The 14,668-nt window shown below is 32.4% G+C and carries 10 protein-coding genes; 4 read left to right on the top strand and 6 right to left on the bottom strand.

Annotated elements, in window-relative coordinates; genetic code table 11:
* Positions 1-376: 376 nt before the first annotated feature.
* Positions 377-3,232, bottom strand: coding sequence for a PKD domain-containing protein (locus ATE84_RS26745; protein WP_101449291.1), 2,856 nt, complete (start codon positions 3,230-3,232; stop codon positions 377-379).
* 270 nt (positions 3,233-3,502) lie between these two features.
* Positions 3,503-3,790, bottom strand: a complete 288-nt coding sequence (locus ATE84_RS18045) for a hypothetical protein (RefSeq protein WP_051473707.1) — start codon at positions 3,788-3,790, stop codon at positions 3,503-3,505.
* A gap of 428 nt (positions 3,791-4,218) precedes the next feature.
* Here ATE84_RS18045 and ATE84_RS18040 point away from each other — a divergent pair, with 428 nt between their 5' ends.
* Together ATE84_RS18040 and ATE84_RS18035 are read left to right on the top strand one after the other, a co-directional pair.
* Positions 4,219-6,549 (top strand): ATP-dependent helicase, encoded by a 2,331-nt coding sequence (locus ATE84_RS18040; protein WP_101451087.1) that lies wholly within the window; start codon positions 4,219-4,221, stop codon positions 6,547-6,549.
* An 81-nt stretch (positions 6,550-6,630) separates the two neighbouring features.
* Entirely contained in the window at positions 6,631-7,251 is a 621-nt protein-coding gene (locus ATE84_RS18035; RefSeq protein WP_101449290.1) for an L-threonylcarbamoyladenylate synthase, read from the top strand.
* A gap of 17 nt (positions 7,252-7,268) precedes the next feature.
* Here the strand turns inward: ATE84_RS18035 and ATE84_RS18030 are convergent, their stop codons facing one another.
* Positions 7,269-7,991 carry a phytanoyl-CoA dioxygenase family protein gene (locus ATE84_RS18030; protein ID WP_101449289.1) on the bottom strand — a complete coding sequence of 241 codons (723 nt, stop codon included), beginning with the start codon at positions 7,989-7,991 and terminating at the stop codon, positions 7,269-7,271.
* Positions 7,992-8,075: 84 nt separating this feature from the next.
* Here ATE84_RS18030 and ATE84_RS18025 point away from each other — a divergent pair, with 84 nt between their 5' ends.
* The gene (locus tag ATE84_RS18025) at positions 8,076-8,942 is read left to right on the top strand and encodes an AraC family transcriptional regulator (RefSeq protein WP_101449288.1); all 867 of its coding nucleotides are present in this window, start codon (positions 8,076-8,078) and stop codon (positions 8,940-8,942) included.
* Between the two features lie 120 nt (positions 8,943-9,062).
* On the opposite strand, the gene ATE84_RS18020 is transcribed toward ATE84_RS18025, so the two are convergent.
* Positions 9,063-11,156, bottom strand: a complete 2,094-nt coding sequence (locus ATE84_RS18020) for an OmpA family protein (protein ID WP_101449287.1) — start codon at positions 11,154-11,156, stop codon at positions 9,063-9,065.
* A gap of 303 nt (positions 11,157-11,459) precedes the next feature.
* On the opposite strand from ATE84_RS18020, the gene ATE84_RS18015 reads away from it, so the two are divergent.
* Positions 11,460-12,599, top strand: a complete 1,140-nt coding sequence (locus tag ATE84_RS18015) for an NAD(P)/FAD-dependent oxidoreductase (RefSeq protein WP_101449286.1) — start codon at positions 11,460-11,462, stop codon at positions 12,597-12,599.
* 89 nt (positions 12,600-12,688) lie between these two features.
* On the opposite strand, the gene ATE84_RS18010 is transcribed toward ATE84_RS18015, so the two are convergent.
* Both ATE84_RS18010 and ATE84_RS18005 read right to left on the bottom strand, forming a co-directional pair.
* Positions 12,689-13,549, bottom strand: a complete 861-nt coding sequence (locus ATE84_RS18010; protein WP_101449285.1) for a flagellar motor protein MotB — start codon at positions 13,547-13,549, stop codon at positions 12,689-12,691.
* Between the two features lie 98 nt (positions 13,550-13,647).
* Entirely contained in the window at positions 13,648-14,640 is a 993-nt protein-coding gene (locus ATE84_RS18005) for a glycosyltransferase family 2 protein (RefSeq protein ID WP_101449284.1), read from the bottom strand.
* Between the last annotated feature and the right edge of the window lie 28 nt (positions 14,641-14,668).

Below are 14,668 nucleotides of genomic sequence, written 5' to 3'. Positions count from 1 at the left end.
CCTTATTATTTATAATGTATTGATGTTTTTATAATAACAACAGTTTAATTTGAGCATACCCTATTTTTTATTTCTTAACATCAATTTTTGCTGATGCTCCATATTATTAGCTATTACAAGCCTATAGGATACGCTACTGGGTGATAGGTGAAGAACACTACGTTCAAAAAAAGGATAGCTTTAGATCAATAAATAAGTTAGATAGAACTATCGAAAGCTAGTATGTCATTGAAATGACCAATGCTTGGAATGTATTTAACTGTTTAGCATTCATAGTTTCAAGAATTAGAAAATTCAAAATGAAAAAAAGGTATAAACGACAAAAGCATATCTCTAAACTTTAGAGATATGCTTTGATTTTGTCAAATGTTATTTTTTATTCTCTTACAAATTTACCAACAGGTTTGTTGTTAATTAAGATAATATAAAGTCCATCTGCAAGTTCGGATAAATTCATTTGAGCAGTAGGAGTTGAATCAATGAGTACCTGCCCTTGTATACTTACAATTCTTATAGAATAATCATTCGCAGTTATACCATCTATATGTAATACTTCATCATCATTAACGGGGTTAGGGTAGTAGATAAATGTTTTGTTATCCTGCCCCAAATTAAGAAGCGATTGGTCAACATCAAATATTTTAGAAGTTACACTACAACCTGCCTCATTAAATACTTCTACACTATATTCTCCTACTTTGGTTGGTAAATACTCCGCCTGATTGGTATCGTCTATCGGCTCGCCCTTATAGTACCATTGGAAAGAAGAAAACTCAGAAGAGACAAATAGTTTGTGGCTTTGATTCAATTTTATTGAAGGTTGTTCTGGGTTTTCTGAGACAATAATTTTTACTTCAGCTCTTGTTTTTGCGATACAATTTCCTATAGTACCTTCTATATAATAGGTTTGGTTAGTATCGAGAACTGGGGTTTCATAAGTTAAGCCTGAAGCAATACTATTACCTCCTGTCGATACAGTATACCATTTGTATTCACTGTTTCCAGATATAACAATAGTTGCAGATTCTCCACTACAGATATTTTGATTAGTAACTACCAGTTGTTCTGGACTTGGTGATACAATTGCTTTTACTTCAGTTCTTGTACTTGTAGTACAATTTCCGATTACTCCTTCTATATAGTAAATTTGAGTATCATCAAGTACAGGTGTTTGATATGTTGTGCCTGATGCAATGCTTGTACCTCCAGTTGGAGTGTCGTACCATTTGTACTCACTATTTCCGGTTACAGTTAAAGTTGTAGATTCTCCACTACATATAGTTTGATTTGAAGAAACCGGTTGATTAGGACTTTCCGATACGGCTATTTTTACTTCAGTCCTTGTGCTAGTAATACAACCACCAATTACTCCTTCTATATAATAACTTTTGTTGGTTGTAAGCGCTTGAGTTTGATATGTCGATCCTGATGCAATGCTTGTACCGCCAGTTGGTGTGTTGTACCATTTGTAATCACTATTTCCAGTTGCGGTTAAAGTTGCAGATTCTCCACTACAGATGTTTTGATCAGTAATAATTGGTTGATTGGGAGACGCGATAACAATAAAGTTTGCTTTTTCTTTTTTATTATTACCCGAATCATTAGTGGTTGTAAGTGATACAGTATAATTACCGTTTGTGGCATATGTATGCGTAGGGTTTTCATTGGTTGATGTATTCCCATCACCAAAATCCCAAAGATACGAATTGATCCTATTGGTAGAAGTGCTTCTAAAATCAATTACAAAACAGTTTTTTGTTGCTTCAAAGTCTGATAAAGGTGGGTTTTTATCGTCTCCAGGAGTATAATTTCCTGAAATAGAGTAATTACCAAGGGAAGAGTAGTCAGAATATCCATTGGTTAATGTTCCTTCACCCACGCCATCAATTTCAATGAAATAAATTCCTTCACTAAGATTTTCTGAAATTGAAGCAGAAAGACCAACAGGGTCCGAAATAGCAACTTGTTGCCCTAATTCGTTTAAAATTCTAGCTTGAATATTTAGATTTGGATAATCAGGATCTGGATTAAAATTAAAAGTTACATTTCCTGTTTCTACTGCAAAAGTGAAAATATCCTTATCATTTCTAGTACTGATTAATCCAAAATTTTGATTTGCATCTACTACTCCGGCAGGAGATACTTTTATAGAAGTGGCATCATTAATTGTATTGCCATGATCATCATTTTGAAAGCCAACACCATTTATGTCACCAGAAATAATTGCGATATCGTCTTGCGTATTTGTAGCATCAGGGTATTCTCCGCTACTCCAATGTCCTAAAGGTTTGTTGGCGCTCCATCCCATAATTGGACTCCATTCTCCGTGTCCCGAATAATATGTTGTACCAGGTTTTCCATCATGTGATAATCCTAAAGTATGACCGACTTCATGAGACCCTGTTTCACCAGCGGATCTGGTTCCCAAATTATATACCCAACAAGGATTATCGCTATTCCGCGAAAATGAATATAGATAAGCAACTCCTCCCGAATCTGGTGCAGCATCTTTTGTAGTTGTAAAAATACACATCATTCTACGGTTTTTAGGAGCTGCGTCAAAAAGATCTCTTCTGGTTGTCACATTTAAATTAAACGGACGAAAATCTTCGGCCATAATTTTCCATACTTTGATTATTTTCTCATTAGAAAAATTTGGAGACTGTGCATTAATTGTAGCACCACTGAGCCAACTTGTACCTGAAACTACTTCTCCATCAAAATCAAGATAAATAATACCGGGAGCTCCCGGAAGACTTTCTAATTGAGGAGCTGCTTTTGAAATTGTAGTTTTTGTATCTACGTCTTCTGTATTTGCTTTTTCAAAATCTACACAAAGAATTGTATTAATATCTGTTTCTTTAACAAATACCTGACCATTGGATTTAGAATATAAAGTATATGCCTTTTTTATATCATGAAGTATAATATTTCCTTGTAATAAATTATCTGTCTTAACAAAAGAGAATGACGATAATTGGTGATCATTAACAGATCCTATTAAGGTAAGATCCTGATCGGTTTGATTTTGTACATTAAGTTTAAAAGAGAAAGACTGATTGTTTGCAATTTTTATTGCAGAAGGCTTGTTTTTCTTTGGTTTAATTAAATTATTTATAAAATCTTGTTGATTATCTGATAAAAGATAGGAATCATCAGATTGACCGTAAGTGCTGTGACTTCCTATCATTATGATAATAAGAAGAAAACACTGTACCAGTTTTCTGTTCATGTTGAGTTTTGTTATTTAGTAATTATTTCGACTGTAATTTTTACCACAACTAAATATTCTTAGTTTTAGTATAAAAAAATCTAATATATATTAAAATATTAATATTGTGGGCTATATTTTCTTCTTTGCTATATATATTAAAAAAATAAAAATAATATATATGTATTTCTATATTCAAAAAACACATATATACCATTCTTAGAATCTAAATTTAGAATATAAAAAAGATATCTAGATTTAGAAAAATTAGTGTTTATATATAATACATAATTATGAAATGCTTATGATTCTTTCTAGTGGAATAATTGTAGATTGTTTTAAGATAACCTCTTTGTCGGTTATCCCCCATATGGTAGTTTCCACTCTTTTCAAACCTTTATCGTCTACAAAAACGATTCTTACTTTATGATGTTCTAGATTTCCTAAAGAGAGTGCTCTCTGTAATTCTAAAAATCGATCAATTTGATCTTTTCTTTTATTTAATACATCTTCTTTGGGAAATTTTAAAAATTTAATCTGTTCTTTTTGTACCATTTGTACATTCATGTTTGGGGCCATAAGTACTGAGTTTGGTTGATTTTTAATTTGATAAAAACTAGTGTTTAGTTCTTGTTTTTGTTAAATATAGTACATTTTATCTTAAAAAATTGCATTTTATCTATGTTAATTATCAAAAAGATATCAACTTGTAAGAATTTACATTGTTGATAATTCACATTTAAAAAGTAAAAATTTAATTCACATCTTAATAATAACAGATTACTATTGTTACATTATATATCACTGTTGATCATTAGCTGTTTGGCGCATTTTACCTTTGTGTTTAAAGTTTGATTATTAGCTTTTTATAAGATAATTGATCCATGTTGAAAAGATATCGATGCTTGATAAAAGTTATTGACTATGATTTGTTTACAAAAAACATAAAGTACGTTTCCATAACCGTAGTTCTTTCCTTAAATTTCGCCTTTAAATATAATGTTACTTTGGAAGAATATTTAGCAGAATTAAATGATGCACAACGAGCGCCTGTACTTCAAATAGATGGGCCCATGATTGTTATTGCGGGTGCTGGCTCGGGTAAAACAAGAGTACTTACATATCGTATTGCTTATTTGATGCATAAGGGTGTAGATTCATTTAATATACTATCCTTAACATTTACCAATAAAGCGGCTCGCGAAATGAAAAAACGTATCGCGAGTATTGTTGGTCCAAGTGAGGCTAAAAATCTATGGATGGGTACGTTTCACTCAATATTTGCCAAAATATTAAGGTTTGAAGCAGATAAATTAGGTTACCCGTCTAATTTCACAATTTATGATACTCAGGATTCCCAACGATTAATAGCTTCTATAATCAAAGAACTGGGACTCGATAAAGATATTTATAAATATAAACAGGTATATTCTCGTATTTCCTCTTATAAAAACAGTCTGATCACCGTAAAAGCATATTTTCAGAATGCAGAACTAGTAGAAGCAGATGCCATGGCAAAGCGCCCTAGAATGGGAGAGATTTATCAACATTATGTTGATCGTTGTTTTAAGGCTGGAGCAATGGATTTTGATGACCTTCTATTAAAAACTAATGAGTTACTGAATCGTTTCCCTGAAGTGCTTGCTAAATATCAAAACCGATTTAGATATATCCTGGTAGATGAGTACCAGGATACGAATCATAGTCAATATCTTATTGTACGAGCATTATCAGATAAATTTCAGAATATTTGCGTGGTAGGAGATGATGCACAGAGTATTTATGCTTTCCGTGGAGCGAACATTAATAATATTCTTAATTTCCAAAGAGATTATGATAATGTACAACAATATCGATTAGAGCAAAATTATAGATCTACTAAAAATATTGTAGAAGCTGCAAACTCTATTATAGATAAAAATAAAACCAAACTTGATAAAGTAGTTTGGACAGCAAATGATGATGGACCAAAGATAATTGTAAATCGATTATTGACTGATGGAGATGAAGGGAGGTATGTGGCGAGTTCTATTTTTGAAAATCAGATGCAACATCAATTGAGTAATGGAAATTTTGCAGTATTGTATAGAACTAATGCACAATCCAGAGCTATAGAAGATGCATTGCGCAAACGAGACATAAAATATAGGATTTATGGTGGACTTTCCTTTTATCAAAGAAAGGAAATTAAAGATGTATTAGCATATTTACGGTTAGTGATTAACCCTAAAGATGAGGAGGCTTTAAAGCGAGTAATCAATTATCCAGCCAGAGGGATTGGAGCAACAACTGTGGATAAACTGATAGTTGCAGCAAATCATTATGATCGCTCTATTTTTGAAGTGATAGAAAATCTGGATCGTATTAATTTAAAGATTAATAGTGGTACTAAAACTCGATTAGAAAACTTTATAACCATGATCAAAAGTTTTCAAATCACTAATGAGACTTCTGATGCATTCGTGCTGGCCGAAATGGTTGCTAAAAAAACAGGATTACTACAAGAACTTAAAAAAGATGGTACTCCAGAAGGTATTGCCAGGATCGAAAATATCGAAGAATTACTTAATGGAATACGTGACTTTGTAGAAGGGCAAAAAGAAGTAGCAGATGTAAGAGGATCATTGGCCGAATTTTTAGAAGATGTAGCTTTGGCTACCGACCTGGATCAGGATACAGGAGATGATGATAGAGTAGCGTTGATGACTATTCATTTGGCTAAAGGACTAGAATTTCCATATGTATATATCGTAGGAATGGAAGAAGATCTTTTTCCGTCTGGTATGAGTATGAATACTCGAAGTGAACTTGAGGAAGAACGACGACTGTTTTATGTGGCATTGACACGTGCAGAAAAACAAGCCTACCTTACTTATACACAATCTCGTTATCGATGGGGAAAACTGGTAGATGCCGAACCTAGCCGATTTATAGAAGAAATAGATGAGCAATTTTTAGAATATATTACACCGATAGAGAGTTATCGATATAAGCCATTAATTGATTCTGATATTTTTGGAGAAGTTGATAAAAGTAAGTTACGACTTAAAAAACCAGTTTCTGGAGCACCACCACTGGCGCATAAGCCTACCGAAGAACAGTTACGTAAACTAAGAAAACTTAGACCTACATCTAATGATACGTCTGATATTTCATCTAATACAAATCTTTTTGATGAAGAACTCATTCCCGGAACAGCAGTTGAGCATATGCGATTTGGTAGAGGGAAAATTATTAAAATTGAAGGAGTAGGACAGGATAAGAAAGCAGAGATTCATTTTGAAAAAGGAGGGATTAAGAAACTGCTACTTCGCTTTGCAAAGTTGAAGGTTTTGTAGAATAACATAGGGGGCTTATTCCTTCATAGGATTAACTTATTATAATGTATTTTGCATTATCTTTATTTACAATCATTTTATATGGCAGAGTTCATAAAATTATACAATGAAAACCCAAACCCACGCGAAATACAACAAGTAGTTAATTGTTTACGTAACGGAGGTTTAGTTATTTATCCTACAGATACGGTGTATGGATTGGGGTGTGATATTACAAATAATAGAGCTTTGGAACGGATTGCACAGATCAAAGGTGTAAAACTAGCAAAAGCTAATTTTTCATTTATCTGTAAAGATTTGAGTAATCTTTCAGACTATGTAAGACAAATTGATAACAGTACTTTTAAATTGTTGAAAAGATCACTTCCTGGGCCTTATACTTTTATTCTTCCAGGTAGTAATAATTTGCCAACTGTATTCAAAAAAAGGAAAACCGTTGGTATTCGTGTCCCCGATAATAATATTTGTACAGCTATTGTAGAAGAACTGGGTAATCCTATAGTATCTACTTCTATCTATGATGAAGATGAAGTCATAGAGTATACCACAGATCCAGAATTGATATTAGAAAAATGGGATAACCTGGTGGATATGGTGATCGATGGTGGATACGGTGATAATATGCCTTCTACTGTAATTGACCTAACCAGTGGTGAACCAATATTACTAAGAGAAGGTAAGGGGAGTATCGACATTATCTAGCCGAGATAAAAAGCTTTTTATGAACGTTGCTTTCTTACCCCAGTATGATCTATTCCCTGGTTTCTTTCTAATTTTATCATTTCTTTTGACCTAAAATTTAGGATTAAAGCTCTTCGTTGGCTATCTGTAGTGTTTCCTTTACTATAATGTAGCGTGAAACCATCATGAAAAGTGCATCCGCCGACTTGTAAAGGAACAGGTATCGCATGAGTTGTATCGACGTTACAATATAAAGCTCCTCCATTAGGTAAATTGTTATGTTTTAATATTTGTTGATCTGGCACAGGGAGAAACCACATACAGCCATTACTCTCATATACATTATCTAAAGCTATCCAGCAACTTACAGCTCTCTTATCAGGTAAATTTATCCAATACGCAGCATCTTGGTGCCATGGGGTAGGAGTGTTAGTATGAGGTGCTTTATTAATAAGCATATCAAAATCTAATTCCATATCATCTCCCAATAATTTTTTCGCATAATGTAATGCCTTTTTATATGCGATATGACCTAGTATTTTAGGCACCACCAAACTTGGTCTCATGATTTGAGTAATCCGTTCAATTGCCTTGCTGGTAGTATCCATCCCTGCTAAATCACTTCTTAAATTTGTTGTTTTTTCCTTGTTATTCAATACACTGTTGTAGATCTCTAATAATTTTTCGGCTTCTGTACTATCAAAAAGCCGATCTATTTTGGTGTATCCGTTGGTTAAAAACTCTTTTTTTATAGTGTCCATTTTATCGTATTGTTTTTATCCAAAGATGAATAAAACATCTTTATAAATCTTCTAAATTTGTACTGCCTTACTTTTTTATACAAAATGAATACAAATTCAGAAGAACGTATAGTACATTTTTTACCAGATTATGGTATTAATGGGTGTTTACAGTTTGGATATTATAAATATTCTAAAGCACAACCTCAATTACCAATACATGAACATCGCAATACTATAGAACTATGTTTTTGCATTAAAGGAGAGCAACATTATGTAATTGGTGAAGAATTATTTCAATTGCATGGCAATGACATTCTTATCATTCCTCCAAACAAAGAGCATAGTACTGGCGAATATCCCGAAGATAAAGGAGAATTATTCTGGTTGCAAATTAATTGTTCTGATAACCAACATAGATTATGTAATTTATCAAGGGGTCATTCAAACTATCTTTTTCGAGAGTTAAAAAAGGCTTCAGAACGAACTTTTAAAGGAGCGTTTCAAGTCAAATTTATACTTGAAAAACTTTTAAATGAGCTAAAAACAAGCAGTAATATTCTATCCGAAATAACTATAAACCAACTCATTGTTCAGACCATATTAGAAGTATTGACTCTTTCAAAAAGAAAACAAGGCAGCCTTCCTTTAAAAAGATTAAATGATATCGATACTTATATTTTGAATAATTTACATCGTATTATCTATGTTGATGAACTAGCAAATATTTGTAATGTTTCTGTCGGTTATTTTAAATTCTGGTTCAAAAACATCAAAGGTATTCCTCCCAAAGAATATATAAATAGATTAAAAATCGAGCAGTCAAAAATCGATTTATTGAAGAAAGATAGTATTACTACGGTCGCTTTTGACTTAGGGTTTAGTTCGTCTCAATATTTTTCAACCACTTTTAAAAAGTTTACGGGGTATACTCCAAAAACCTATATTTCTTTAAATAATATATCTTCGTAATTCAAGTATTGATTAATAATATCGATTAGAAAATCAATTTTAAAAACAAATAATCCTTGAGAAACTTCTCAAGGATTATTTGTTTTTAAGTAAAAAAGAGTTTAAAAATTTACTTATATCTTATTCTTGTACTAAGTTTATCTCAACTCTACGGTTTTGAGCTCTTCCGGCTTTAGTTTTGTTGGTAGCAATTGGTCTATCTTCACCGTATCCTATTGCTGATAATCTAAACTGATCCACTCCATTATCTGTCAGATAATTTTTTACAGAATTAGCTCTGGAGTCAGATAATCTTTGATTAAGTTTGTTACTACCTCCACTATCTGTATGTCCTTCTACTGTGAATTTGGCGGTAGGATATTCATTTAAGATATTAATGATATCTTTCAATGCTTGATTAGATTCTTTTTTGATAGAAGATTTTCCTAAATCAAAAAGAATAGTCTTAGCATATGCATTAAGTGTTTTCTGGATCTCAGCAGTAACTTCAGGGCAACCATTATTAGCAACAGTTCCTGCTACGTTAGGACAATTATCATCTTTGTCCAAAATGCTATCTCCGTCTGTATCAGGCCAAGGGCATCCTTGGTTGTCTTGTGGTCCTGCCGTTTCGGGGCAAGTATCATCTTTATCTAACAAACCATCTCCATCTGTATCAGGCCAAGGGCAACCACTATTTTCTACTTCTCCGGCTTCTTCAGGACATTTGTCATCTTTATCCAATACGGTGTCTCCGTCAGTATCGGGCCATGGGCAACCATAATTCTCTTCTGGTCCTGCTTCTTCTGGACATTCATCAACTTTATCTAATACTCCATCTCCATCTTTATCTTTTGGTCTGGATTGATATATTGGCACTTTAAGACCTACATATACATCTGCTGCTTTCATTTCACTTCCTATTAATGCAGTTAATATGGATCCAGAACCAACATAAAAAGGTCCTGCTCTAAGTCCAGCTCCCCACTGAAAACCACCATATTGAACTACGCTTAAAGGAGAATAAAAGCTAAACCATTTACTCTCGAAACGAGGGGTTAAGGATACAATATTCGCAACTCTACTTCTGTTAACTTTCTTTTTTGAGGTAAGTGAAATATCAGAATTCAAATTCACATAGAATTTTTGATTGATATTCCAGTCCGCATTAATGTGTAAAGCTGTAGGTAAAATAGCTTTTTCTATATCTTTAGTGCTTGATCTAGTATAAAAATTTTCTATCTCATCAAGATCATCAATACTTTCAAAATCATCTTCATTAAGAACATTGTTGATGTCATACCTCTCTTCAACACCATCATCATATTTAATTGATCCTAAATCAGTAAGCGATAACCCAAATTTTAATTTATACTTATTGATGTCTTTTGGGGTATACGAATTCCCTTTACTATCTGTAGAAGTGTATGATTGGTAGTCAGGTCTCCATTCATATATAAAACCAAGATCTGCTCCAAAACCTTTTGCAGAATTAACAACTTCAAATTCATCATTATTATCTTCAAGGTTTTCACTATATCCATAATTCATTTCTCCAGTAGTTGTTACACTTCCGGTTGTTATGCCTCCGGGTAGAGTTGTACCATCTGCATCATAATCTATTGATACGTTTGTTCCGCTTGCATATGCATTTCCTAATCCTTGTAGGTATTTAAGTGTTATACCTCCTTTGATAAAATGCTGATCTTTATTCATAATAACACGACCATAGGAAGCACCAATTTCTGCCCATGCATGTGCACTAAAAAATAAATCTCCTTCATTTACAATAAAATCAGTACTCTGATCGAAGCCATCTTCAAGGCTTTCGAAAGTTTTACCATTGATTTCACTAACATTATAGAAAACTCTTGCCCTGCTATATAAAGCAATAGCATTTTTTTCATTGATATTAAACATAAAAGAAGGTCCCAAAATGTCAACGTTTCCTATTACGCTATTTTTATCCTTTGGAAATGTTTTTGCATCGTCTTCAATATCATAATTATCATCAAAAATATCACTAAAGTTAACGGCGTAATAATCATTTGCAGCAAAAGCACTGGCACCAATTAGGTTTACATCAGTCTTAAATCTTGAGTCCACAATATTAGCAGGGTTACTGATTACCCCATGAACACCACTGTAGTTATCAGTGAGAAATCCAATATAGGATTGAGATTTTACGGTTATCATACAAAGTAGGAGTAGTACCGTAGTAAATAGTTTTTTCATTTTTTTTAAGATTTGGTTCAAAAAATTTGGCGGCAAAGATATCAGTATTTTTTTTGTTCCAAAAATTTTATTTAGAAATGTCTTACATTAAAATAATAAATAGAAGTAAAGTAATAATTGAAGGATTAGTAAAAACCTATGATTGGGATTGCATTATTTATACTTGATTTTAGTATAAAACCACGTATAAATACGTGTATAATGCAGTAGGATTTTTAGTAACTTTAAGAAAACTTAAAACCGAAAAATGGTGTTAGGGAACTATCAGAAATGGTATTTGTTTCTTATAACGTATAAAAAGTAATGAACACAGATGTTATTATTGTAGGTAAAGGTATTGCAGGATTAGTATTGTCATTTCTTTTGAAGAAAAAAGGAATACAACATCTGGTTTTGGATCGTAAGAGTAAGAAGAAACACTTTGCTTTGGCAGAAACATTACCTCCTTCTTCAATGCCATTATTACATGCTCTTGATCTGATAAAGATATTTGAAAAAAATACAATTCGGAAAACATATGGCTATCATTCAATGTGGGGGAATACAAGGGTGTTAAATAATGATTTTTTCTCTCAATTATCATATAAAAATGGGTTAAAAATTAATAAGAAAACTTTAGTAGACGATCTTGAAGAACTATGCAATATGGATATGGTGAGTTATGAAAAGATGTTGAATATGATAATTTCTAAAGAAGAAGTTATTGTAGAAGTAGAAAATGATCATCAAAAAGTAATCATTAAAGGAAAGATGATTATAGATGCCACAGGAAGAAATCGTGCTATTCTTAATAAATTGAAGATCCCTATTCGATTATATGACAATCTTATATCTTTTAGCTGTCACTTACCAAGAATTGAACATTCAAAATTGACATATGATATATTTGTAGAATCTTTTGAAGACGGTTGGGGTATTGTTTCAGGTTTAGATGAAAAAACCAATGTTTTATCAATTTTCACGAATAAAGACAACCTTATTCAGTTGAAATTGAGAGATTATTCGAATTGGCAATCGGTTTTATCTAAAACTACTTTGTTAAAAGATTTTCTGGTAGAACAGCCTGAAGTGAAAATTGTAGGGTTAGATGCTAATTCTTCTATAGCTAACTATTTATCAGGAGAAAATTGGCTGGCGGTAGGGGATGCAGCTTTATCTTTTGATCCTCTTTCTTCTCATGGTATTGCCAATGCAATTTATACGGTAAGAGAAGCTTCAGATGCTATTGAATCTTATATATTAACAGGCGATCGGAAAGGATTTGTGACATACTCTAAAACATTATTTTCTATTTTTGATAGTTATTATATGGTAAAAAACGGGTTGTACAGAGCAGAATCCAGGTGGATGGAATCTTCTTTTTGGAAGAAATTTTTTCAATCAGAAGGAAGGGAAACTCATAATTTACCCAGGCAGAATGGCACGGGTATCATTTTGGATTAAAGAAAGAATGTAATACTTACTTGCCGAAATATAAAAAAGGGAGATCAGAATGATCTCCCTTTTTATATGAATAGAAAAATATTCTTTTACTATTTTCCTGAAGCTTTTTTCATACCATCTTCAATCATGTTATAAAACTGATCAAGTTTTGGTAGTACAACAATTCTTGTACGTCTGTTTTTTGCTTTGTTTGCTGCAGAATTATTATCAGTAACTGGTATATAATAACTTCTTCCTGCCGCAGTCATACGTTTAGGATCTACTTTAAAATCATTTTGTAATACTCTTACTACAGAAGTAGCACGTTTTACACTTAAATCCCAGTTATCCAAAAGTACTTTGTTTTTAATAGGTACATTATCTGTATGACCTTCTACTAAGAATTCGATATCTGGCTTATCATTAACAACTTTTGCTACTTTACCTAATACTTCACGAGCTCTTGCAGAAACATTATAGCTACCGCTCTTGAAAAGTAACTTATCAGAAATAGAAACATATACTACTCCTTTTTCTACATTAATCTCAATATCCTCATCGGCAAGATTTCCTAAAGCTCCCTTAAGACTTGTTACAAGTGCCAAGGTTACAGAATCCTTTTTGGTAATAGCATCCTGCATTGTTCTTATTTGTAAATCTTTTTCTTTTATACTTTCTAGAGATTTTTCTAGATTTTCTGCTTCCTTAGTAGAAAGAGTGGCTAAATTACCTACATTGTTTAATAGAGCAGAATTCTGATTTTTAAGATTAGATACTTGATCTTGAAGAACTTTAAGTTGCGAAGATGAACTTGCTTTTTCTTCTAGACAGCTATTTAATTTAACTGTAGCTGTATTTAATAGATCTTCAGTTTCTTTGTTTTTGGCTTCTAATTCTGAAAACTTCTTCTGCGAAACACAGGAAGATAGTAGAATTGCTAGAGAGGCCCCAATAATCATTGCTTTTTTCATTAGAAAATTTGTTTTTAGTCTTATTCTGGTTATATAACTCAAAATTATTAAAAATGTGACGTAATGCTAAGTCATTAACAATAATTTATTATATAACCTTATAATTGATCAAAATGTTTACGGTTCAAAATAAAATACTGCCATACAACGGAAAAAAGCGAATAATATTTCCCCGTTTTTGAAAGTTTTTTACGTTTTTTATTAAAAGTATTGAAATTTGCATAAAAGCTAATGTGTGCCTTGAAAATGGCAAAAAAATGAGAGGACTTTCCTTGTGTAATAAATCTGATTGCAGCAATACCGTCTAGGATCATTCTTATGAAAATCAAAAAAAACACTCTATTCCCCGGTACATTTTTAATCAGCAGATAAAGACCATTTCTAAAATTTAGAAATGTTTTCCTGGGATTCATAGAACTTAAAGTTGCTCCTCCTAAATGATAAATTGTTGATAAACCTTCATACATTATTGTATAACCACTACTGTGGATACGCCAGCAAAGATCAATCTCTTCCTGATGAGCAAAAAAATCTTCATCTAGTTTCCCAACCTCTTCAAACACTTGTTTTCTTATAAATAAGCAGGCTCCGCTGGCCCAGAATATAGGTGTAGCATCATCATATTGCCCATTATCTTCTTCGAGAGAGTCAAATATTCTTCCTCGACAATACGGATATCCCAGTTTGTCGATGTATCCTCCCGCAGCTCCAGCATATTCAAAATGAGTTTTCTTTTTGTAATCAAGGATTTTAGGTTGTATGGCAGCAACATTTGTATTGGTCTCAAATGTTTTGAGAATTGGAACTAACCAATCTTTAGTGACTTCAACATCACTATTTAGAAGACAAAAAATATCGGCATCAATTTTTGATAATGCATCATTGTATCCTTTTGCATAACCACCATTTACTTTGTTTCGTATAATTCTAACTTCAGGGAAATTAGTTGTTACATAAGCAATAGAGTCGTCTGTAGAAGCATTATCGGCAAGATAAACAATAGCTTCTCTAGAGTTTTTGATCACCGAAGGTAAAAATTGCTCTAATAATGATCTTCCATTCCAATTTAATATGACGACTGCGATATTCACATCTGCAAAGTAAAAGGAATAATTGAGA

Source organism: Aquimarina sp. MAR_2010_214, assembly GCF_002846555.1.
Taxonomy (GTDB): domain Bacteria; phylum Bacteroidota; class Bacteroidia; order Flavobacteriales; family Flavobacteriaceae; genus Aquimarina.
The sequence above is the reverse complement of the archived record's forward strand: the minus strand, read 5'-3'. Positions and strand labels throughout refer to the sequence as shown.